Source organism: Bacteroidales bacterium, from assembly GCA_021648725.1.
GTDB lineage: Bacteria > Bacteroidota > Bacteroidia > Bacteroidales > JAADGE01 > JAADGE01.
The window spans coordinates 1-22,092 of the sequence record JAKISF010000037.1 but is presented as its reverse complement, the minus strand read 5'-3'; the positions used below and the strand labels follow the sequence as shown (position 1 = coordinate 22,092).

The following is a 22,092-nucleotide window of genomic DNA, read 5'->3' as shown; positions in this document are numbered from 1 at the left end:
GATATTTTTCGTTTGAAATATAATGCAATTTACAAAAATATTTAAAAATATAACGCTCATAACTTTTATTTTACTGTCTTCAATTACGTTTTATGCACAAGAAGATGGTGAAACGGAGGTTAATTCGGATACAGTTTCTGTTATTTCGCCGGTAAAAGAGCGTAAATTTAAATTGTTTGATTTTCTTAAGAAAAAAGACAAGAAAGAGATTGAAGACGAAAACATTGATGAGCCGGATGACAGTATAAATACACCAAAAAGAAAAACCGGCTTTTTCAGTTTCCTGAAAAGAAAAAACAAAAAAGACACAATTCCCGGAGACAGCATTTCTTCTTCTGATTCAACAACAGTTGTTTCCGATTCAATTAATACGAAAGAAAAATTTAGTCTTTTTAAGAAAAATAAAAACGATACGACAAAAGGAGGCGGAGCAAAACCTGAAAAAATAAGACCGGGCAAATGGATTAAAATGAATGCTGAAGAGCAAGACTCTCTTTTAAGGGCCTGGGATGCGTACGACAAAGAACATTACAAGAAAAAATATGCTTTTACAAAAAAAGAAGTTGAAATAGCTTTAAAAAGAGACAGAAACCCCTTTGAAAAGTTAATTTATAAAAGAGCAAGAAACAAACCCTTCAAACACAGAAAAAAACTAATTACAAGGCAAAACAACAGGTATAAAAAAACCTTAAAGTACGATAGGTTAAACAAGTCTGAAACAGCACCTTCCGATTCTGTTTCTGATGCAAGAAGATACCAAATTGTAAATAAAAGATATAAAAGAGAGGCAAAAAAAGAAGCAATCAGAAAAAACAAAGTTGTAATTAAATACGACAGAAAAGAAGAACGTCTGAGAGGAAGGTATGAGCTAAGCGATAACGAAAGAGTTGTTTTAAATAAAGGAAAAGGAATGAGGCTGAAGGGTTCTGAACTGCTTATTTTTAAAAAAGCAAGAAAAAAGCAAGAGAATTTCACCGTAAAATTATTAAAATTAAGAAAAAGCAGAAGTTTTGCTTTGCAAAGTGAAAACGTAAAAGAAAGAATGAAAGAAAATGACAAAAAAATGAAGGAACGAGATAAAGAAAGATACAGTTCTCTTTTTAAGAAAAAGAAAGAAAAAAACGAAAACAAACACGATTCTTCCGAATATCCTAAACGATACCATAAATGATAATTTCAATTTGGATAATATTTATTGTAATTGCAGGAACGGCATTTTGGTTTTATTATAAAAAAAATAAACACAAGCTAAAAAACGCACCAAAAACTAAATCTAAAAAAAACAGTACTGACTATACTCTGTTTGATATTGATGAGATGTTAAAAAACATTACAAAAAAGAAAATTGAAAATCCACAAAATATTGTCAGTATTGATTTTGCTAAAAATGAAAAAGATGAGGTTTCCCAAAATGAAAAAACAAAAAAACAACCGATTGACTTTAAAAATGAAATCGTCAGCTCAATTATATTAAAAAAGAAAGAGAATTTATAATGTTAATTGCCAATTAACAGCGATTTAAAAAAAGCCCTTGCATATAAATATTAATTGTTGTAAATTTGCAACATGAAAGAGTCCTGTTTTGTTTAATTAGTCGGGATTCTTTCTTTTTTATTGTTAATTTTAATGTAACAGTTATGTCAAAAATAACTTATTTAACAGAAGACGGTTTAAAAAAACTTAAAGAAGAAATAGAACATCTTACTTCTGTCGAAAGACCGAAAATATCAAAACAAATTGCAGAAGCAAGAGACAAAGGCGACCTATCCGAAAATGCTGAGTATGATGCAGCAAAAGAAGCACAAGGGATGCTTGAAGCAAAAATATCTCAATTGCAAGGGATATTGGGGAATGTCCGTGTTGTTGATGAATCCAAAATTGATACCGGTTCCGTTCAGCTAATGAATAAAGTTAAAATTAAGAATGTTAAAACCGGAGCAATTATGGAATACTCAATTGTATCTGAACGTGAAGCAGATTTAAAAGAAAAGAAAATATCTGTTGATACTCCGATTGCAAAAGGATTAATGGGAAAAAAGAAAGGCGACAAGGTTGATATTTCTGTTCCTGCAGGAATAATGACACTTGAAGTTCTTGAAATCTCATTCTAAAACTATAATAATGGCAACAATATTCTCGAAAATTGTAAACGGCGAAATTCCTTCCTTTAAAATTACAGAAGATGATAATTTTTATGCATTTCTGGACATTAACCCTCTTGTTAAAGGTCATACATTAGTAATTCCAAAAAAAGAAGTTGACTATTTATTTGATTTGGAAGACGAACTTATCGGTGCTTTGCATATTTTTGCTAAAAAAGTTGCAAAAGCAATAGATAAAAGCATTGATTGTATTAGGGTGGGAGTGTTAGTAATCGGAACCGAAGTTCCTCATGCACATATACATTTAATACCGTTTAATAACGAATCAGAATTAAACATTAAAAACCCGAAATTAAAGCTGTCAAAAGAAGAGTTTATAAAAATTGTAAAAAAAATTAAATCAAATTTATAAATCGGCAGAAAGCTTAATAACTATAACGTTTGCACTTATCAAATGAGTGCTTTTTTTGCGGAAAATAAAATATACGATATTTTTGTTTTTAAATTCTAAAAAAGAAAAATCAGTGAAAAAACAAGGAAAAAATAAGCCGAACTGGAAAACAATAAGTGTACAACCCCATTATTCAGGTCGCCTGAAAGAACTCGATAAGTTATCAAAAAATATTTGGTGGTCATGGAATCCGAAAGCAATAGAACTTTTCAAATATATCAGTAAAGATGAAATTATTTCTGATTGTATTGATCCGATTTCTATGCTGAAAACAATAAGTCATAAACGCTTTGAAGAATTAGAAAAAGATGTAGGTTTTATTAAACTTTATGATGAGGTTATTTCTGATTTTTTAGAATATACAAATCAAAAGTTTGACGAAACCTTACCTTCAATTGCATATTTCAGTATGGAATACGGAATGGCAAATATCCTGAAAATTTATTCCGGCGGCTTGGGAGTATTGGCCGGAGATTATCTGAAACAAGCAAGCGATTCTAAATATAACATGATTGCCGTAGGTCTTTTTTACCGAGAAGGTTATTTTAAACAAATAATTTCTAATCAGGGAGACCAAGATGAAATATATGAAACTCAGCGATTTATGGATTTGCCGGCAGAATTGGTAAAAAATGATGCCGGAGAGGCTGTTACGGTTACTGCCGAAATGGAGGGAAGAAAAGTATATATTCAAATTTGGAAAATAAAAGTCGGCAGAATTAAATTATACTTACTTGATACCGACAGAAACGACAACAACGACAGAGATAAAAAAATTACCGAAAGGTTATACGGCGGTGATAATGAAAACCGATTAAGACAGGAAATCATTCTCGGAATAGGCGGTGTAAGAGCTTTAAAATTATTGAATATTAAACAAAATGTTTACCACCTTAACGAAGGGCACGCAGCTTTTACAAGTATTGAACGCCTAAGCAATGCCATGAAAGAGCAACAGTTTACATTTAACGAAGCTCTTGAATATGTGAGAATATCTTCACTTTTCACAACTCATACACCGGTTCCGGCAGGTCATGATGCATTTAGTGAAAGTTTAATGATGCAGTATATGGGAGACTACCCGAATCGTCTCGGAATTTCTTGGGAACGTTTTGTAAACCTAGGAAAAGAAACCCCTGATAAAAAAGACGAAAAATTCTCTATGAGTATTTTGGCTGCAAACACCTCCCTGAATATCAATGGGGTAAGTAAGTTGCACGGAGAAGTTTCAAGAAAATTAATTTTTAATAATTTTTGGAAAGATTATTTTCCGGAAGAACTTCATATAGGGTATGTAACAAACGGGATTCATTATCCTACGTGGACATCGGAAGATTGGCAAAACCTGTTAAAAGGAGAAGACGGAACTCCTGATTTTACGAAAATATACAAAGTGCCGACCGAAGATGTCTGGGAAATAAGAAAAGCAAGAAAAAAGCAACTTATTAAGTATATAAACAGTGTGATGGATACTGTTCGGGTAAGAAGAAATGAAAATCCGAAAGAAATTGCAAAAATCAAAGATACCCTAAACCAAAATGCCCTGACAATCGGTTTTGCAAGACGCTTCGCAACATATAAAAGAGGAAACCTGTTGTTCAGAGATTTGAAAAGGTTAAATAATATTATAAACAACACAAAACAACCTGTTCAATTTATTTTTGCGGGCAAAGCACATCCCAACGACGGCGGCGGTCAAGCAATAATAAAGGAAATCGTTGAAATATCTAAACGTCCTGAATTTATCGGCAAAATTATTTTTCTTGAAAACTATGATATTTCCCTTGCAAAAGAACTTGTAAGAGGTGTTGATGTTTGGTTGAATACTCCTGTCCGACCGTTAGAGGCATCCGGAACCAGCGGAATGAAAGCCGTTATGAACGGTGTGTTAAACTTCAGTGTTCTTGACGGTTGGTGGGTTGAAGGTTATAAAAAAGGAGCCGGTTGGGCATTATCACAAGAAAAAACTTACAAAAATCAAGATTTGCAAAATGAATATGATGCAGAACAAATATATAAAACGCTGGAAGACGAGATTATTCCTTTATTTTATAATCGCAATGAAAAAGACATCCCGGGAGAATGGGTAAAACACATAAAAAAATGTATTGCAGAAATAGCCCCGGAATTTACAACCAAGAGAATGATTGATGATTATAATGAAAGATATTACACCAAATTATATAATATATTTAAGAGAAATACGGCAGATAATAACAAAATCATAAAAGAAGTTGCTGCATGGAAAGAAAATATCAAAAGTGAATGGAATAAAATAACTTTTGTTTCTGTTGATACATCTGAAATAACAAACAATATGCTTGTTACCGGGCATTCCTATAAGTGCAAATTAGCTATTAATATAAACGGCTTAAATGTCGAAGATGTCGGTGTTGAATTTGTAATAAGCGAATCAAACAGTGCCGGCGAATTAAAAATAGCGGATGTTATTGAATGTAAACTTGAAAGAGTTGAAGCATCAGTTGCCAAGTTTACAGTTGTTTTTACTCCGGCAAAACCGGGAAGTCTAAATTATGCATTCAGGCTTTTCCCGAAAAACGATAAACTGGCTCACAGACAAGATTGTGCAATAGTTAAGTGGATTTAGAAAAGTTTTCTTATTGTTTTATCTAAAATTTTAAGTGCCAAGTCAATTGTTGATAAGCGAGTTCTGAAACTTAAAACCGCAAGCCGCAACCAAACCTCTCCTTTTATTCTTGTTGAGGATAAAAACACGCGTCCGTCTTTTTTAACTTCTTCGATAATTTGAAGATTAAAACTGTCGGCATTTCCTGTTTTGGGAACGTATCGATAAATCATTACCGACAAGTCGGGAAAAGGACCGACTTCAAAACCTATTTTTTGAACCTCTTCATAGAAATAGTGTGTCAGTAATATTTTTTCTTCCAAAGCAGCCTTAAAAGGTTTCAGTCCGTATAATTTCAGCGGTAACCACATCCTTAATCCTCTGAAATGCTTCGTCAGTTCCGGAGAAAGATCCGCAGGAGAAGGTTCATTCGGTGTTTCAATTAAATCTTGCATATAATTTGCCTGATAGCTGTGGGTTTCATTCAACGCATTAACATCTTTCATTAAAACAGCCCCTAAACCATAAGACAAAAACAGCCCTTTATGCGGGTCAATGGTTACGGAATCAGATTTTTCAATACCCTTAAATTTACTTTTTAACGAGTCAAGCAACAAAAAAAATCCGCCATATGCTGCATCTGTGTGTAACCAAATGTTATGCTTTGAGGCTATGTCTGCAATTTCATCAAGCGGGTCAACGGCTCCCGTATCTGTTGTTCCTGCAGAAGCTATTATCAAAAAAGGAATTAGCCCGGAGGTAATATCTTCCTTAACTGACAACTTTAACTTTACGTAATCCATCTTAAAGCTGTCAACAACAGGAATATATCTTATAATCGCCTCTCTTAAACCTGCAATTTTTATTGCTTTATTTGCAGAGTGGTGAACCTGTTCAGTAAGATAAATAACAGACTTTTCTGTTTTTTTACTTGTAATGTTTTTTGTATCTCGGGCAGTTGTTACAGCAATTAATGTTGCAATTGAACCGCCTGAGGTTAGGTTTCCGAGAGAAGATTGCGGAAAACCGACAAGCTCACACATCCACCTGATTAATGTATTTTCCAACTTAACTGCTCCGGGTCCGGCGTAATAAATTCCGGCATATTTGTTAAAAACAGCAGCTAAATAATCTCCGAGAGATGTTGCAAATGTCCCTCCTCCGGGAATATACCCGAGATGTCCGCCGGATGCCGGGTTTAAACCGGGGAAGTCAATGTCTTTTTCAACTTGCTTTAAAACACTTTCAATGTCTGAAGGGTTTTCGTTGATTCCAAAGTCAATTTTGTTAATTTCGGCTTCGGCATATTTGTTAAATGTATTTATTTCATTTACAGAATCTAAAAACTTATCGGCATAATTTATAACATTTTTATTCCAAGCAGACCGAACAGATAAATCAGGCTCAAGTTCTTTTGAAATTTTTTCAAGTTCAATAATTTTTTTTCTCATCTAAAATATGATCTATTTGAATTGTTTCAAAAAACGCAAATCGTTTTCAAAAAATAAACGTAAGTCTTTAATGCCGTATTTCAGCATAGTAATTCTTTCAATTCCCATTCCGAATGCAAAACCGGTATATTTTTCACTGTCGATATTATTTGATTCAAGAACATTCGGATCAACCATTCCGCAACCGAGTATTTCTAACCAACCGGTATATTTACAAACATTACAGCCTTTTCCGCCGCATAAAGAACAAGAAACATCAACTTCTGCGGAAGGTTCGGTAAACGGAAAGTAGGACGGGCGTAACCTGATTTTTGTATTCTGTCCGAACAATTCTTTTGCAAAATATTCGAGAGTTTGTTTTAAATCGGCAAATGAAACATTTTCGTCAATATACAGACCTTCAATTTGATGAAAAATACAATGTGCTCGAGCAGAAATCGCTTCGTTTCTGAAAACTCTTCCCGGAGAAATTGTTCTGATCGGAGGTTTCTCATTATCCATAACTCTGACTTGTACGGAGGATGTGTGAGTTCTAAGCAAAATATCCGGGTTTTGTTCAATAAAGAAAGTATCTTGCATATCTCTTGCCGGATGCTCCGGAGGAAAGTTTAATGCCGAAAAAACATGCAAATCATCTTCAATTTCCGGACCTTCTGAAATAGTAAAGCCGAGACGAGTAAATATTTCAATAATTTCATTTCGCACAATTGAAATGGGATGCCTTGAACCCGGCACTTGTGTTCCGCCGGGCAAACTTAAGTCTAACCCTATTTTTACCGTATTTTTTGATTTAATCTCGGCTTTTAATTGGTTAACTTTGTCAACAACATTATTTTTAAGCTTATTTAAAACTTGCCCGAATTCTTTTTTTTGTTCGTTAGGAACACTTTTAAATTCTTTAAATAATTCAGTTACCAAACCACCTTTTTTTGAGAGGAATTTAATTCTGAACTCTTCAATTTTTTCAGTATCGGAAGAGATAAATTTTTCTGCTTCTTTTAATAGTTCTTTTGCTTTTTCTAACATTTCGCTTATATTGTTAACTTTTACTCCTTTACAAGTTTGATTTTCATTTTGATATCTTTTGTAGGTCTGTCGTTTTTGTCTGTTTGTGCATTTGCAATTTTATCAATAACATCCAACCCCTCAATAACTTCTCCGAAAACCGTATAATTATTATCTAAAAACGGTGTTCCTCCGATTTCTTTATAGGCAGTTCTTTTAAAATCAGGAATTTTAATTAAAACAAAATCTTTTTTATTTATAACATCATCAAAAAGCTTATCAATTGCACTATTATCTCTTTTATTTTGTAATTCTTGCAGTTGCATAAAAATATCTTCGTGGTTTAAAATATAGCTTTGTGCAGATGATTGCTCTTCCATATAATTTAACTCTTCGTCTGTATATTTTTTTCCTTGAACAATATAAAACTGAGAACCTGAAGATTTTTTTTCGGGGTTTATTCTGTCTCCTTCTCTTGCTGCAGCAATTACACCTTTTTTATGGAACAAAGAGTCATTAAACTCTGCCTCTATTTGATAACCGGGACCTCCGTTTCCGAGCATTGTTCCTTGTGTTGCATTTTTTGAATCAGGATCTCCGCCCTGAATCATAAAATCTTTGATTACTCGATGGAATAATAAGTCATTAAAAAAACCTTCGCTTGCAAGTTTTAAGAAGTTTTTTTTATGCTTCGGTGTTTCATCGTAAAGTTTAATTTTCATATTCCCGAACTCTGTTTCCAGAACAATAAAGTTTGCATCCTCAATTTTTGCACCTTTAATTTCATTGCTATTGCTTTGATTATCACCAGTTTGTTCGACAACATTTTTATTTTCCGGTTGAACTTCTTTTTTCTCATTTGTATCGTTACATGCGAATAAAGAAATTATAATAAAAAATAATATTGAGCTTGTTTTAAAAATATTTTTCATTTGTCAGGTTGTTTAAAATTTGTAAATTGCAAAAATATAATAGTTTTTAAACAATCCTTTATTGTTTATACAGAATTTTTTTAGTGTGTCGCAGAATAAGTTTGCGGAAAAAGGCACAAAACCTAACCACGGTATTGAACAAAACTAAAATATGATGAAATATCAAAAAGTAATATTTATAACAGTCTTTGCATTACTGTTTTTTAAAATCGGAACGGCACAAAACTTTTCAACGCAAGTTGAGAATAATAACCGGTTTTGTTTTGATTTATATAATTATATTGAAACAGACAATAAAAATTTGTTTATTTCTCCTTTCAGCGTTTCTTCTGCATTGGCGATGACCTATGAAGGAGCAAAAGAAAAAACGCGAAAAGAAATGGCAAAAGTTCTTCGTTTTCCTGATAATAAAGAGCAAATAAATCAAAGCTTTAAAGACATTATTGACAGGACTCAAAATTCAAAAGATAAAAAGAAATATACGTTTAATATTGCAAATTCTTTATGGGCACAAAATGATTTTGAATTTTTAGATTCTTTTTTCACCACAATTAAAAAATATTATAATGCACCTGTTGAGTCTGTAAACTTTAAAGATGAAAAAGAAAGAGAAAAGGCAAGACTTAAAATTAACAAATGGGTCTCAAAAAAAACAAATAAAAAAATAAATGATTTATTAGACAAAAGTGCGTTAGATAATGACACAAAACTTGTTTTGGTTAATGCTGTATATTTCATTGCCGAATGGAGTAAAGCATTTAACAAAAAGCTTACAAAACCTGACGTTTTTTACACACAGCAAGGCTCTGTAAACAAAGACTTTATGCACACAAGTTCGCGAATGAAATATATTCATGCAGGCAACATTCAATTATTAGAAATTCCGTATAAAAATGAAAAAGCTTCAATGATAATTTTATTACCGGATAAAGTTTCGCAATTCTATGCAGTTAAAAAAAGGTTAAATAACAATTATTTTGAAAGTTTATTAAAAAAAGCGGAATTCCGAAATGTCAGTTTGTCTTTACCAAAATTTAAAATTGAATATAAAAACGATTTAGCAAAAATATTACTTAAAGCCGGAATGAAAAGAGCTTTTTCAAATAATGCCGATTTTTCCGGAATGACTTGCGAGAAAAACCTTAAAATAGATAAAATTATTCACCAAACATTTATTAATGTTGACGAATCCGGGACAGAAGCGGCAGCAGCAACAGCTGTTGTTATGAAAAGAATTACTTCAATAAACCCGAATGAGAATGTTATATTTAAGGCAAACAAACCTTTTATTTTCGTAATTAAAGAAAAATCAACCGGAAGCATATTATTTATCGGACAACTTGTTAAGTAGTTTAATATTCGGATATTTTTTTTAGTAAAAGGATAACACCTTTTTGAACGGTGTGAAATGTTGTAATTTTTCTGCTTTTATAAATAAACATTAAATTATAGAATGTTTTTTTTTGTTTAACATTCTCAGAAAAAATCTGTTTGTTTAATCTTAAAGACTCACGAATAAGTCGCTTTATTTTATTTCTTTTTACTGCCGATTTAAAAAGCTTTTTCGGAACACTCGCGGCAAATTTATGACACATTTGATTTTTATCGTTACTTTCAGCAACCCCGACAGATAATAAATCAGAATAAAAAAATATCCCGTCTGAAAAAATACGGGACACCTCTTTTTTGCTTTTTACTTTTTCTTTTTTTGAAAAAGATTGTTTGTTTTTTGTCATTTATTATTTTCTGCTATAAATTTCTCAATAGCCATAGTCATTGAAGGATATTCTTTTGTAGGAGCATTAATATCTAAGCGTAACCCGGCTTTTTTTACGGCATTTGCCGTTGTTTTTCCTAAGGATGCTATTATTTTGCCGTTTTGTTCAAATTTCGGGAAGTTATCAAATAAAGAACTTATTCCTGCCGGACTGAAAAAGACTATAACATCATAATAAATATCTGATAGGTTTGAAAGGTCGGCACTTACGGTTTCATACATAACAGCTTTTGTAAAGCTAAACCCCTCTTTTTTTAGCTTTTTTGCAATTGTCGGTTTATGAATTTTTGCAACCGGAAGTAGGAACTTTTCATTCTTGTGTTTAGACATAATTGCCATTAACTCATCAAAAGTCTTTTCTGAATAAAAAATCTTCCTTTTTCTGTATGTAATATATTTTTGCAGATAATAAGCAATACTTTCTGTTACACAAAAAAACTTCATTGCAACAGGAATTGTTAATCTCATTTCTTCTGCAAGCCTGAAATAGTTATCAACTGCCGTTTTGCTTGTCATTATAACAGCTGAATGTTCCAGAATATTAACTTTTTGTTGTCTGAATACCCTTACGTCATGCCCCAGAACCTCAATAAAAGGAATAAAATCAATATCTACATTGTATTTTTTTGCTAAATCGAAATAGGGAGACTTTTCATTTTGGGGCTTTGGCTGTGAAACTAAAATTTTTTTTATTTTCAAAACAAAAGGTTTTAAGTTAGTATTAGGCTGAAAATCAACCTATATCAACATAAGAAACTTAACAATGTATAATATAGGTATTATTTCGAGAGTGCAAAGGTACAAAAACATGTATAATAAATTGACCTGTTTGTTAAAATTTATTTTTATTAGCCGAATAACCCTTAATAAATACATTGTTGAAAACAGAATAATACCGGTATATATGAACATATTAGGGGCTTCCGTGAAAGAAATTAAAAATGTAATCGGGAAAATTACAATTCCGAAAGATTGATTAAAAATACTTATATTATAGTTATACTCCCTACTTAAACGATCAAGTAAAAAAATGTTTGCCGAAATATAGTTTAAAACCTTATTAAAAAAGGTCAAAACAAATAAAGCAAATACCGAAGCTCCGGCAATTAAAAAAATTTGATTGAGTGATAAATCGGGTAAAAACTTACGAAACAGTTGAAATATAAAAATAATACCCGAAACTGTAAAAATAAAAAAAAGAATATAAGCCGACTTCGGTTTATTGCTTTTAGTTTCTTTAAATACAGACACAGATGCTTTATAGTTAAAAGAAGATAAAAGAATTTGTTTTATATAACCTTTGTAGTTAACTTTAACGTATGCAATCAAAGCTAAATTAATAATAAACGGTATAAGAAACCAATCTGTGTTCATTTTTAAATTCTGAAAGCTTAATTAAATGTGTTATAAGAATGTAAAATTACTTATTTTTCTGTTTCTTTACTAATTGTTAGTAATTTAAAAACTTTTAAAAACTTTCAATTTTTTTTAAATGACTGTTCAAAGAGACTATTTGATGATACAAATTGAACAACTCGGAAAGGTTCTCGGGAAAATTTTAGCAGATTTGTTCGGATTAAAATCAAACAATGATTTTGAGAAGTATGATACCGTTAAAGAGCAACTTTTTTCCGAGTTAGGGATTAAAATTGACGAATTAATAAATCGTAATAATGTTGATTTTTTGAGCATTGTTTCTGAAAAACTTATTAACAACACTCTTCTTTATGAAAAGTTTAGTGATGTTTTGTTTGAAACCGGAAGTTTTTACAACGTTAATACCGACAAAAGAAAAACATACTATTCAAAATCTTTATTATTACTTCGGGAAATTGTCTCAAAAACACAAACATTTTCTGCCGAATTGCACACAAAAATATTAAACTTAGAAAAAAAACTTGAAACATTGACTTAAATTTTGCGTATATATATTTAATTGAATAAAAAAATATTTAAAACATTAAAATAGTTTATTGTGGAAGTATTATTATACGAATCAAAAGATTTATTACCGGGTATATTGTTAGATAAACAATCAGGAACATTCCAAATTACGGGACACTCCTGTCCCGAAGATGCAAGTGAGTTTTTCGAGCCGGTATTTAGCTGGTTTGATAAGTATAAAGAAAACCCTTTGAAAAGTACAACCTTAGAGTTTAAAATGGCATATTTTAATACTGTGTCTGCAAAAGTTTTTTATTTAATTATGTCCAAAATGGAAGATTTGTCTTTTTCCGGGCATGATGTAAAAATAAGATGGTTTTACCCTGAAGGCGATGAAGATTTAGAGGAGGCGGGACAAGAGTTTGAAAACATTCTTGATTTAGAATTTGAATGTATTTCTGTTACAAATGAAGATGAAGAAGATAATATTGAAGATTATTTTGATGATATAGATTAATATTTCGACATTCAATACATCTAACCGTTCAAAAACATTTAAATCAATGTGTTGAAAAATCAGATTTATACGATATATTTGTCTTTTTAAACTAAAAAGAGAATGATTACGGATTATCTGAATACAGACGAATTATTAACTGACGAACACAAATTAATAAGAACATCAATTAAAGACTGGGTTAACAAAGAAGTTAAGCCGGTTATTGATGAAGCCAATCATAAACACAAAGCACTGCATTATCTTACAAAACAAATGGGAGAACTCGGTGCATTGGGTTCCTTTATCCCTGAAAAATACGGCGGTGCCGGGTTAGACCAAATTGCATACGGAATAATTATGCAGGAACTTGAAAGAGGTGATACATCAATTCGCTCAACGGCATCCGTACAATCTTCCTTGGTTATGTACCCGATTTATGAATTCGGAACAGAGGAGCAAAAGCAAAAATATTTACCGAAGTTAGCAAGTGGTGAAATTGTCGGAGCATTCGGCTTGACAGAACCTAATCACGGCTCTGACCCCGGAAGCATGGAAACAAAATTTTCCGACAAAGGAGATTACTATTTATTGAACGGAGCAAAAATGTGGATTACAAACTCTCCGGTTTGTGATATTGCAATTGTTTGGGCAAAAAATGAAGAAAGAAAAGTAAAAGGGTTAATTGTCGAAAGAAATATGCAAGGATTTACAACTCCGGAAACTCATAAAAAGTGGTCTTTAAGAGCATCTTCAACGGGAGAGCTTGTTTTTGACAATGTAAAAGTTCCGAAAAAAAACCTTCTGCCGAATATTTCCGGACTAAAAGGACCTATGATGTGTTTAAATTCTGCAAGATACGGAATTGCATGGGGTGTTTTGGGTGCCGGTTTTGATTGCTTTAATACGGCATTACAATATTCATTAGAAAGAAGACAATTTAAAAAACCGATTGCAAGTTTTCAATTAACACAAAAAAAATTGGCAGAAATGCTCACGGAACTAACCTCTGCACAATTAATGGCATTAAGAGTCGGGCAATTAAAAAATGAAGATAAAGCAACTCCTGCACAAATATCAATGGTTAAAAGGAACAATGTTAATACGGCTTTAAAGGTTGCAAGAGAAAGTAGACAAATTCTCGGAGCAATGGGAATTTCCGGCGACTATCCCGTAATGCGACACATGATGAATTTAGAATCAGTCATTACTTACGAAGGAACACACGATATTCATTTGCTCATTACCGGTATGGATATTACCGGAATAGCATCATTTAAATAAAAAACATTCAAAAAAATTATGAAAAAAAGAATTAATAAAAGAGCACTTATTTACATATCTCTTTTTTCAATAGCATTATTATCTGTTTTTAGTTTTAAAGTTTTAGACGATGGTGATGATTTCGAAATTGCAAAAAGTTTTGACATATTTCATAATGTAATTCGAGAAATTAGGCTTTTTTATGTTGATGATGCAGATATCAGCAAATTGATTAATGAAAGTACGACAGAGTTTTTGGAGAAACTTGATCCTTACACTGTTTTTTATTCCGAATCACAAATGGAAGAATACACATTTATGACAACCGGAGCATACGGAGGAATCGGAGCAATGATAATTGAACGGAATAACGCACTTTTATTAACAAATATTCACAAAAATTCTCCTGCAGATAAAGCAAGTTTAAAAGTCGGAGATGAAATTATTGCAATTAACGGTATTAAAATTTCCGAGAAAAACATTTCCGAAATCAAACCTTTACTTAAAGGAGAGCCGGGAAGTAAAATAAATATATCCGTAAAAAGATTCGGAAGTTCAAAAAATATAGAAAAAATCATTACCAGAGAAAAAATTACACTTGAAAATATTCCTCATTCCGAAATATTAGATAATAAGTACGCTTATGTAAAGTTAAATGCCTTTAAATTCGGGGCAGGCGGTGAAATTAAAAATAAACTTGCGGAAATGAATTCCGAATCAGAATTAAAAGGTGTAATTTTAGATTTAAGAGGAAACCCCGGCGGCTTACTGAATGAAGCAGTAAATATTGTCAGTTTATTTGTCGGAAAAGGCAACGAAATTGTTTCAACAAAAGGAAGAATTTCGCAGTGGAATTATGTTTACAAAGCACAACGTGAGCCTGTTTTTCCTGACATTCCGGTTGTAATATTGATAAACAGCAGGTCTGCATCTGCTTCAGAAATTGTTGCCGGAGCATTACAAGATCTTGACAGGGCAGTAATAATCGGACAAAGGTCTTTCGGAAAGGGGCTGGTTCAAACAACAAGAAAATTAAGTTATAACACAAGAATAAAAATTACTACCGCAAAATATTACATTCCGAGCGGAAGGTGTATTCAAGCAATAGATTATTCACACAGAAATGAAGACGGAAGTATCGGCCACATCCCCGATTCATTAATTTCAGAGTTTAAAACAAAAGCCGGAAGAACTGTTTTTGACGGCGGAGGAATTATTCCGGATATTAAAGTTCCGAATGACAGCCTAAGCAGTTTTACGGAACAATTAATTCAAAACAGTATTATCTTTGATTTTGCAACAAAGTTTTTTTATGAAAACGACTCAATAAAAAGTGCTGAGAGCTTTAATATTTCAGAAAAAACATATAATGATTTTACGGAATATGTTATTAATAAAAATATACGCTTTAACTCCGAAAGCTTAGTTTTAGCGGACAGACTGTTAAAAATAGCACAAAAAGAGAAATTCAATAAGGATATTTTGAAAAAAACAAATGACTTAAGAAAGTGCTTGGTTCTAAATAAAAACGAAGCCTTAACTTTATATAAGCCTCAAATTACGCCCATACTTAATTCAGAAATAATTCGTCGTTATTACTATAATACAGGGCAAATAATTTTCGCACTGAAATTTGACAAAGAACTTGATGAGGCAAAAAATATTTTAGACAACAAAGACAAGTACAACTTATTATTGTCCGGTATTAATGATTAAATTAATAAAAAATTAGAAAAAAGTCGTTTAAATTTGACTATTCGGAATAATATTTGTATTTTTACAAAAAAGTTTAGTATTTTTGTCTGAAAACTAATAAATATGTTTCCGGATAAAATAGAAATTAAGGGAAATCAAGATACGCCCGGAGTTATTTTTGATAAAGACAATAATGTTTTTTTAATGACCGGTCGCTCATTTCCTGCTGATGCTGATTCCTTTTACCAACCATTATTAAAGTGGCTTGAAGACTTTAATAAGGCCGGTTTAACGAAAGCGGTTGAATTTGAAGTGAAATTGGAATATTTTAACACGGCATCGGCAAAAATGTTGTTAGATATTTTCTTTAAACTGGAAGATATCAGTGAAGCCGGGTTTGACATTGAAATACTTTGGTATTATTTGGAAGACGATGAAGATATGGAAGAAGCCGGAGAAGAATTTAACGATATTGTTGAAATAAATTTTGAGTTAATTGAATATGACACAATTGAATAAAAAAGCATAAAACTTTCCTTGTACGTTTGATTTTGAGTATTGACCTGTTATGTTTCATTTCGGGTCATACTCTTTTTTTAGGTATTAAGTTTGTCAAAATCTTTGCGGCTATTAATATTAAAAAGTTCACCTTTATATTTTCCGCTTACAGAAATAATTCTGTGTTTAGTTTTTTCAACCACCTTCATTACTTTATATTTTTTTTCTTCAATTTCCGTTTCCAAAAGCTTAATTATATTTTTGTGATAAACACCGATTAAAGGATGAATTTTGTTATTCTGCTCAATAATAACGACATCATAACCGGCAATTTTCGAATAAATTTCGGAAAGCAAATCGACAGAAACAAAAGGAGTGTCAACCGTTACGACAAATGCATAATCTGTTTTTATTTGTTTCAGGCAGGTATAAAGTCCGCCGGTCGGACCGATATTCGCAATTTCATCAGGAATTGTTTTTGCTCCGCTCACTTTAACTTTTCGGTTATTTGAACTTATAATAACCTCTTTGCAAATTCCGTTTAAATTATCATAAAGAATTTGAACAAAAGTTTTTCCCTGAAACTTAAGCAAAGCTTTATCTGTTCCCATTCGGGAGCTTTTTCCCCCGGCAAGAATTATTAATGTTATGTTCTTAAACTTTTTTATTGATGCCAACTCACAAAATTTTTTTATTTGAGAAACGAGTTAAAACCTTCTCCTTTTTGAACCTCTTAATGAGCCGCCAACCAATTCTCCCCAAAATTTGTATCAACAATCAAATCAACCGATAGTTTAACGGCATTTTCCATTTCTTCAATAACTATTTGCTTTGTTTTTTCAAGTTCACTTTTCGGAACATCAAAAACCAACTCATCGTGTACTTGCAGAACCGGCATTGTCTTTATCTTTTCTTTTTTAAGCCGGTTAAAACAATTAATCATTGCAATTTTAATAATATCCGCTGCCGTACCTTGTATTGGGGCATTTATGGCATTTCGTTCGTCATTGCCTCGCAAAAGCGAATTTCTTGAATTAATATTCAACAATTGCCGTTTTCTGCCTAATATTGTTGAAACATATCCCTTTTCTCTTGCAACTTTTATACTTTCATCCATATAAGCCTTTACATCCGGATAAGTTGCGAAATAGCTGTCAATCAATTCCTTTGCTTCCGAACGCGGGATACTTAAATTTTGGGATAAACCAAACGCAGAAATACCGTAAATAATTCCGAAATTAGCAGATTTTGCTTTGCCTCTCATTTCTTTTGTAACATCCCCAAGCTTAACACCGAAAATTTTTGCTGCTGTTGAGGTGTGAATATCTTCTTTATTATTGAACGCTGTAAGCATATTTTTGTCTTGGCTTAGATGTGCCATAATCCGCAATTCTATTTGCGAATAATCCGCCGCAAATAAAATATGCTCCTTGTCGGAAGGAATAAATGCTTCTCTTATTCTTTTACCGTCTTCGGTTCTTATCGGAATGTTTTGCAAATTCGGGTTGGTTGAACTTAATCTTCCCGTTGCTGTGACAGCCTGATTGTATGATGTGTGTATTTTCCCGGTTTTTGGATTAATTAATTCCGGCAATGCTTTTACATAGGTTGAAAGAAGTTTTGCCAAACCTCTGTAATCCAAAATTAAGTTTATAATTTCGTGTTTATCTTTTAATTTTTGCAACTCTTCCTCTCCTGTTGCGTATTGTCCGGTTTTGGTTTTTTTCGGTTTATCCGTAATTTTTAATGTTTCAAAAAGAATAATCCCCATTTGCTTGGGAGATGCAATATTAAACTTTGTGCCGGCAAGCTCGTAAATTTTACTTTCTGTTTTTTCAATCCTTTCCGTAAGCTCTTTTTCGTAATTTTTAAGCTGTTCCGTACCTATTTTTACGCCGTTTTTTTCCATATCGGCAAGAACATAAACCAAAGGAAACTCAACTTCTTCCGCAAGTTTTTTTAGTTTTTCGTCTTTTTCAAGTTCTTTTTCCAAAACCTCTTTTAACCTCAAAGTTATATCTGCATCTTCGCCGGCATATTCTTTAACCGTCTCAACCGAAACCGCTCTCATCGAAAGTTGATTTTTACCTTTTTTCCCGATTAAAGTTTCAATGGAAACCGGGGAATAATTCAAGTAAGTTTCTGCTAATACGGTCATATTATGCCTTTTAGCCGGTTCGAGCAAATAATGAGCAAGCATTGTGTCAAAAAGTTTTCCTGAGACTTTTATATCGTAATTTGCAAGCACAATAATGTCATACTTAATGTTTTGCCCTATTTTTTTTATTGCCGAATTTTCCAAAACAGATTTTAATAACGAAAGTTTTGATTTTGTTTTTTCAATATCTTCCGAAAAGGGGATATAATATGCTTCATATTTTCTGTAAGAAAACGAAATTCCGACAAGTTCTGCAATGTGCGGGTCGATTCCGGTTGTTTCCGTATCAAAGCAAAATTCTTTTGTTTTCCCTAATTTTGAAACAAGATTTTTAATTTCTTCTTCTGTTTCAATAAGTAAATAGTTATGCTCTGAATTGTAAATATCTTTAAAATTATCATAGCTTTCCGTACTTGTGTTTTGCTCTGCCCTTGTTTCGGTATCGCCGAAAAGACTTCCCTGCGAAACAACTTCTTGTTTTCCGGGAATAATTCGTTTTGCCAAAGCGGTAAATTCAAGCATTTTAAAAAGCTCTCCTAATTTTAAATAATCGGGTTTGTTTATTTCAAGTTCGGCTTCATTAAGTTCAACCGGAACTTCTAATGATATGGTTACAAGTTCTTTTGAAAGTTTAACTAAATCTTTGCTGTTTTCAACATTTTCTTTTTGTTTGCCTTTTAGCTCATTAAGATGTTCGTAAATACCGTCAACCGTTTTATATTTCTGAATTAACTTCATTGAAGTCTTTTCACCTACGCCCGGAATGCCGGGGATATTATCAGCGGTATCGCCCCAAATTGCGAGAATATCAATTACTTGTTCGGGGCTTTCAATACCGTATTTTTCGCAAATTTCTTTTTTCCCGAGAACTTCCGCATCATTTCCGCTGCGTTTCGGTTTATACATAAATATTTTGTCCGAAACCAATTGTCCGAAGTCTTTATCGGGTGTCATCATATAAGTAGTAAACCCGGCTAGTTCGGCTTTTTTTGCAAGTGTTCCTATTGTATCGTCGGCTTCAAATCCGGGGATTTCATAAATAGGAATGTTAAATGCACTTATAATGTTTTTAATATGCGGTACGGACTTTATGATATCTTCCGGAGTTGCATCTCTGTGAGCCTTGTATTCAGGAAAAATCTCGCTTCTGAAATTACCTGTCGGCGGGTCAAAAACAACGGCAATATGTGTCGGTTTTTCTTTTCTCAGGATTTCATCAAGAGTATTCGTAAATCCGAGAACTGCAGAAGTGTTCAGTCCTTTGGAATTATATCGCGGATTTTTTATAAATGCATAATATGCTCTGAATATCAGCGCATAAGCATCAAGAAGGAATAGTTTTTTTTCGTTGCTCATTGTTTTTGGTAAATTAGAAAATAGAATTCTTCCGAGAAAATAAAATTAATTATCCGAAGCAAACCATTCGGCATAGGATGTTTCGGTTTCGTACAGCCTTACGGAAGACAAGGAAACTTCTTTCGGAAGATGGTTTTTTATTATTTCTGCAAAATGAATGACCATGTTTTCGCAAGTCGGTTGGTATTTAGTTGCAATAAACCGTTCGAACATTTCAGGAACACCGATAAAATTTTTGTATGGTGCTTTTTCGTTTAAAATAACAGCATGGTCAAAAACATCAACAATATGTGTTTTTACGATTTTTTTTAAGTCTCCGAAGTCAATAACCATCCCGAATTTATGGTTTGTATTATCATTAATCGGTGTACCGATAACCGTAACAAAAAGCTTGTATGTATGTCCGTGAATATTTTTACATTTCCCGTCGTAATTCCAAAGGGCGTGTGCACTTTCAAAATTAAATTGCTTTGTAACTCGTGTTTTGTTCATTTTATATTTTTATGCAAAAATAAAAAAACCGCAGGATTAATTGCGGTTTTATTTTTGAAATGGTAATTAATTGTATTAATTATCACAATCCGTACATTTATTTAAACAATTTATTATATGTTCTAAGTTTTTATTTTTTAAAAAGTAATATGAGTTTTTACCGCGTCTCTCTGATTTTAAAACACCTTTATCTTTTAAAATACCAAGATGGTGTGATGTTGTAGATTGCTCAATATTAAGGGTTTGGTGTATTTCGGAAACTGTGAGTTTTTTTCCGTTATTTAGCAAATTTAATATTGCAACCCTCATAGGGTGTGCCATTGCTTTAAGCATTGTTGCAGCATTTTCCAATCTTTCTAAACTAATTCCTACTTTTTTTTCCATTTTTATTATTTCCCCCAAAAATATACCTTTTTGCAAATATATAACATGATAATTGTCATATTTATATATTTTCATTAGTTTATTTGTCTTGATATTTAAAATTTGTAAAATCACAATTTAAATAAAACTTCATTGTTTTTGCAGAAAAAATACTCCCGGTGTAATATTAATTTTTACATTTGCCGTTCAATTTTTTAAATGATAAAACCAAAGGTTCCTAATATTAAGACATCTGTTTTTGCAGTTATGTCACAAATGGCATCAGAATGTGGTGCCGTTAACTTATCTCAAGGTTTTCCGAACTTTAATGTTTCAAACGAATTAATTTCATTGGTAAATAAATCAATGAAAGAAGGGAATAACCAATATGCTCCGATGGCAGGAGTATTGGCGTTAAGAAAAAAATTATCTGCAAAAACAGAAAAGTTATACGGAAAAAAATATAAGCCTGAAACAGAAATTACCATTACAGCAGGAGGAACACAAGCACTGCATTCTGCAATATCAACAGTTGTAAATGACGGAGATGAGGTAATAATTTTTGAACCCGCTTATGACAGTTATGCTCCGGTTGTAAAGTTAAACGGGGGGCGCCCTGTTTATATAAAACTTAAATATCCGGATTTTTCAGTAGACTGGGAGGAGGTTAATAAAACCGTAAATTCAAAAACAAGATTAATTATAATTAACACACCGCAAAACCCTTCGGGTAAGGTTTTCTCAAATGAGGATATGTTAATGTTGAAAAAAGTTGTTTCGGGAACAAAGATATTAATTTTAAGTGATGAGGTTTATGAGCATATAATTTTTGACAATAAACAACATAACAGTATTGCAAAATACCCCGAACTTGCAGAAAGAAGCATTATTGTTTACTCTTTCGGAAAAATGTATCATGCAACCGGGTGGAAGCTCGGATATTGTATGGCACCTGAAAATATAATGAAAGAGATAAGGAAAGTTCACCAATTTACGGTTTTTGCGGCTAACACTCCTATACAATATGCTGTTTCGGAATATATTGATAAGGAAGGTGAATATTTAAAATTATCAAGTTTTTATCAAAAGAAACGAGACTTCTTTAATCATTTGTTAACAAACATAGGCTTTAGTGTAAGGCCAACCGGCGGAACATATTTTCAAACCGTAAATTTTTCTGAATATACAGATGAAACAGACTTTCAATTGGCAGAACGCTTGGTTAAAAAGTTCGGTATTGCAGCAATACCCATGTCTTCATTTTATCATAATGAAGAAAATACAAAGACACTAAGGTTCTGTTTTGCAAAAACAGATGAAACGCTGAAAGAGGCAGTCGAAAAGCTTGCAAATTTCCACAAAGATGCGAAAAAACAATTAAACCTTTTTTAAAGCAGAAATCTTGCAACATAACAACTAACATTTGCTGTGTCGTAAATTAAGCATTGGTTTTCACCTGTTTTGATTTTTGAGACACCCTAAAAATTTTTCATTATAATTTGAAAAAGTTCGGCTTGTTCGTCATCCATTTTTAATAATTTAGATTTCGTATGTTTGGATTCGGGTAATGTGTATGTTATTT

The 22,092-nt window shown here is 32.3% G+C and carries 21 protein-coding genes; 12 read left to right on the top strand and 9 right to left on the bottom strand.

The window, feature by feature from the left end; translation table 11 throughout:
* Positions 1-22 precede the first annotated feature (22 nt).
* The 5 genes from L3J35_11885 to glgP all read left to right on the top strand — a co-directional run bounded on the left by L3J35_11885 (position 23) and on the right by glgP (position 5,161).
* Positions 23-1,171 carry a hypothetical protein gene (locus L3J35_11885; GenBank protein ID MCF6366892.1) on the top strand — a complete coding sequence of 383 codons (1,149 nt, stop codon included), beginning with the start codon at positions 23-25 and terminating at the stop codon, positions 1,169-1,171.
* Positions 1,168-1,494 carry a hypothetical protein gene (locus tag L3J35_11880; protein ID MCF6366891.1) on the top strand — a complete coding sequence of 109 codons (327 nt, stop codon included), beginning with the start codon at positions 1,168-1,170 and terminating at the stop codon, positions 1,492-1,494. Before L3J35_11885 ends, L3J35_11880 begins: the two co-directional genes overlap by 4 nt.
* 143 nt (positions 1,495-1,637) lie before the next feature.
* Positions 1,638-2,111, top strand: coding sequence for a transcription elongation factor GreA (gene greA, locus L3J35_11875; protein ID MCF6366890.1), 474 nt, complete (start codon positions 1,638-1,640; stop codon positions 2,109-2,111).
* A gap of 10 nt (positions 2,112-2,121) precedes the next feature.
* Entirely contained in the window at positions 2,122-2,514 is a 393-nt protein-coding gene (locus tag L3J35_11870; GenBank protein ID MCF6366889.1) for an HIT family protein, read from the top strand.
* Positions 2,515-2,626: 112 nt separating this feature from the next.
* Entirely contained in the window at positions 2,627-5,161 is a 2,535-nt protein-coding gene (gene glgP / locus L3J35_11865; protein ID MCF6366888.1) for an alpha-glucan family phosphorylase, read from the top strand.
* Here glgP and L3J35_11860 read toward each other — a convergent pair.
* Genes L3J35_11860 through L3J35_11850 form a run of 3 tightly spaced genes read right to left on the bottom strand, consistent with a single transcriptional unit; the run spans position 5,158 to position 8,318 of the window.
* Positions 5,158-6,591, bottom strand: coding sequence for an aminotransferase class I/II-fold pyridoxal phosphate-dependent enzyme (locus L3J35_11860; protein ID MCF6366887.1), 1,434 nt, complete (start codon positions 6,589-6,591; stop codon positions 5,158-5,160). The genes glgP and L3J35_11860 overlap by 4 nt on opposite strands.
* Before the next feature lie 12 nt (positions 6,592-6,603).
* Positions 6,604-7,617: a phenylalanine--tRNA ligase subunit alpha gene (gene pheS / locus L3J35_11855; GenBank protein ID MCF6366886.1), complete on the bottom strand. Its 1,014-nt coding sequence runs from the start codon at positions 7,615-7,617 to the stop codon at positions 6,604-6,606.
* Positions 7,618-7,637: 20 nt separating this feature from the next.
* On the bottom strand, positions 7,638-8,318 hold the full coding sequence (locus tag L3J35_11850) for a peptidylprolyl isomerase (GenBank protein ID MCF6366885.1): 681 nt from the start codon (positions 8,316-8,318) through the stop codon (positions 7,638-7,640).
* A gap of 361 nt (positions 8,319-8,679) precedes the next feature.
* On the opposite strand from L3J35_11850, the gene L3J35_11845 reads away from it, so the two are divergent.
* Entirely contained in the window at positions 8,680-9,879 is a 1,200-nt protein-coding gene (locus tag L3J35_11845) for a serpin family protein (GenBank protein ID MCF6366884.1), read from the top strand.
* A gap of 1 nt (position 9,880) precedes the next feature.
* Here L3J35_11845 and L3J35_11840 read toward each other — a convergent pair whose 3' ends face one another.
* A complete protein-coding gene (locus tag L3J35_11840; protein ID MCF6366883.1) occupies positions 9,881-10,264 on the bottom strand; it encodes a ribonuclease P protein component in 384 nt (127 codons plus the stop codon).
* Positions 10,261-11,004 (bottom strand): uroporphyrinogen-III synthase, encoded by a 744-nt coding sequence (locus tag L3J35_11835; GenBank protein MCF6366882.1) that lies wholly within the window; start codon positions 11,002-11,004, stop codon positions 10,261-10,263. Before L3J35_11835 ends, L3J35_11840 begins: the two co-directional genes overlap by 4 nt.
* A gap of 793 nt (positions 11,005-11,797) precedes the next feature.
* On the opposite strand from L3J35_11835, the gene L3J35_11830 reads away from it, so the two are divergent.
* The 5 genes from L3J35_11830 (at position 11,798) to L3J35_11810 (ending at position 16,162) form a co-directional block, all read left to right on the top strand.
* Positions 11,798-12,220: a hypothetical protein gene (locus L3J35_11830; protein MCF6366881.1), complete on the top strand. Its 423-nt coding sequence runs from the start codon at positions 11,798-11,800 to the stop codon at positions 12,218-12,220.
* Positions 12,221-12,280: 60 nt separating this feature from the next.
* On the top strand, positions 12,281-12,706 hold the full coding sequence (locus tag L3J35_11825) for a DUF1987 domain-containing protein (GenBank protein MCF6366880.1): 426 nt from the start codon (positions 12,281-12,283) through the stop codon (positions 12,704-12,706).
* 102 nt (positions 12,707-12,808) lie between these two features.
* Positions 12,809-13,969 (top strand): acyl-CoA dehydrogenase family protein, encoded by a 1,161-nt coding sequence (locus L3J35_11820; GenBank protein MCF6366879.1) that lies wholly within the window; start codon positions 12,809-12,811, stop codon positions 13,967-13,969.
* An 18-nt stretch (positions 13,970-13,987) separates the two neighbouring features.
* Complete coding sequence (locus L3J35_11815; GenBank protein ID MCF6366878.1) at positions 13,988-15,664, top strand: S41 family peptidase; 1,677 nt, start codon at positions 13,988-13,990, stop codon at positions 15,662-15,664.
* Between the two features lie 102 nt (positions 15,665-15,766).
* Complete coding sequence (locus L3J35_11810) at positions 15,767-16,162, top strand: DUF1987 domain-containing protein (protein MCF6366877.1); 396 nt, start codon at positions 15,767-15,769, stop codon at positions 16,160-16,162.
* Between the two features lie 77 nt (positions 16,163-16,239).
* On the opposite strand, the gene L3J35_11805 is transcribed toward L3J35_11810, so the two are convergent.
* From L3J35_11805 to L3J35_11790, 4 genes are all read right to left on the bottom strand, one after another.
* Positions 16,240-16,818 carry a molybdenum cofactor guanylyltransferase gene (locus L3J35_11805; protein ID MCF6366876.1) on the bottom strand — a complete coding sequence of 193 codons (579 nt, stop codon included), beginning with the start codon at positions 16,816-16,818 and terminating at the stop codon, positions 16,240-16,242.
* A gap of 56 nt (positions 16,819-16,874) precedes the next feature.
* Complete coding sequence (gene polA / locus L3J35_11800; protein ID MCF6366875.1) at positions 16,875-19,655, bottom strand: DNA polymerase I; 2,781 nt, start codon at positions 19,653-19,655, stop codon at positions 16,875-16,877.
* 45 nt (positions 19,656-19,700) lie between these two features.
* A complete protein-coding gene (locus L3J35_11795) occupies positions 19,701-20,147 on the bottom strand; it encodes a 6-carboxytetrahydropterin synthase (GenBank protein MCF6366874.1) in 447 nt (148 codons plus the stop codon).
* A 75-nt stretch (positions 20,148-20,222) separates the two neighbouring features.
* Positions 20,223-20,531: a metalloregulator ArsR/SmtB family transcription factor gene (locus L3J35_11790; protein ID MCF6366873.1), complete on the bottom strand. Its 309-nt coding sequence runs from the start codon at positions 20,529-20,531 to the stop codon at positions 20,223-20,225.
* A 198-nt stretch (positions 20,532-20,729) separates the two neighbouring features.
* On the opposite strand from L3J35_11790, the gene L3J35_11785 reads away from it, so the two are divergent.
* Positions 20,730-21,902: a methionine aminotransferase gene (locus tag L3J35_11785; protein ID MCF6366872.1), complete on the top strand. Its 1,173-nt coding sequence runs from the start codon at positions 20,730-20,732 to the stop codon at positions 21,900-21,902.
* Positions 21,903-22,092 lie beyond the last annotated feature (190 nt).

Excerpts from the sequence above, each read along its gene's own strand:
- L3J35_11885 (MCF6366892.1), top strand. The coding sequence starts at position 23 with ATGCAATTTACAAAAATATTTAAAAATATAACGCTCATAACTTTTATT.
- L3J35_11880 (MCF6366891.1), top strand. The coding sequence starts at position 1,168 with ATGATAATTTCAATTTGGATAATATTTATTGTAATTGCAGGAACGGCA.
- greA (MCF6366890.1), top strand. The coding sequence starts at position 1,638 with ATGTCAAAAATAACTTATTTAACAGAAGACGGTTTAAAAAAACTTAAA.
- L3J35_11870 (MCF6366889.1), top strand. The coding sequence starts at position 2,122 with ATGGCAACAATATTCTCGAAAATTGTAAACGGCGAAATTCCTTCCTTT.
- L3J35_11860 (MCF6366887.1), bottom strand. The coding sequence starts at position 6,591 with ATGAGAAAAAAAATTATTGAACTTGAAAAAATTTCAAAAGAACTTGAG.
- pheS (MCF6366886.1), bottom strand. The coding sequence starts at position 7,617 with ATGTTAGAAAAAGCAAAAGAACTATTAAAAGAAGCAGAAAAATTTATC.
- L3J35_11850 (MCF6366885.1), bottom strand. The coding sequence starts at position 8,318 with ATGAAAATTAAACTTTACGATGAAACACCGAAGCATAAAAAAAACTTC.
- L3J35_11845 (MCF6366884.1), top strand. The coding sequence starts at position 8,680 with ATGATGAAATATCAAAAAGTAATATTTATAACAGTCTTTGCATTACTG.
- L3J35_11840 (MCF6366883.1), bottom strand. The coding sequence starts at position 10,264 with ATGACAAAAAACAAACAATCTTTTTCAAAAAAAGAAAAAGTAAAAAGC.
- L3J35_11830 (MCF6366881.1), top strand. The coding sequence starts at position 11,798 with ATGACTGTTCAAAGAGACTATTTGATGATACAAATTGAACAACTCGGA.
- L3J35_11820 (MCF6366879.1), top strand. The coding sequence starts at position 12,809 with ATGATTACGGATTATCTGAATACAGACGAATTATTAACTGACGAACAC.
- L3J35_11815 (MCF6366878.1), top strand. The coding sequence starts at position 13,988 with ATGAAAAAAAGAATTAATAAAAGAGCACTTATTTACATATCTCTTTTT.
- L3J35_11810 (MCF6366877.1), top strand. The coding sequence starts at position 15,767 with ATGTTTCCGGATAAAATAGAAATTAAGGGAAATCAAGATACGCCCGGA.
- polA (MCF6366875.1), bottom strand. The coding sequence starts at position 19,655 with ATGAGCAACGAAAAAAAACTATTCCTTCTTGATGCTTATGCGCTGATA.
- L3J35_11795 (MCF6366874.1), bottom strand. The coding sequence starts at position 20,147 with ATGAACAAAACACGAGTTACAAAGCAATTTAATTTTGAAAGTGCACAC.
- L3J35_11790 (MCF6366873.1), bottom strand. The coding sequence starts at position 20,531 with ATGGAAAAAAAAGTAGGAATTAGTTTAGAAAGATTGGAAAATGCTGCA.
- L3J35_11785 (MCF6366872.1), top strand. The coding sequence starts at position 20,730 with ATGATAAAACCAAAGGTTCCTAATATTAAGACATCTGTTTTTGCAGTT.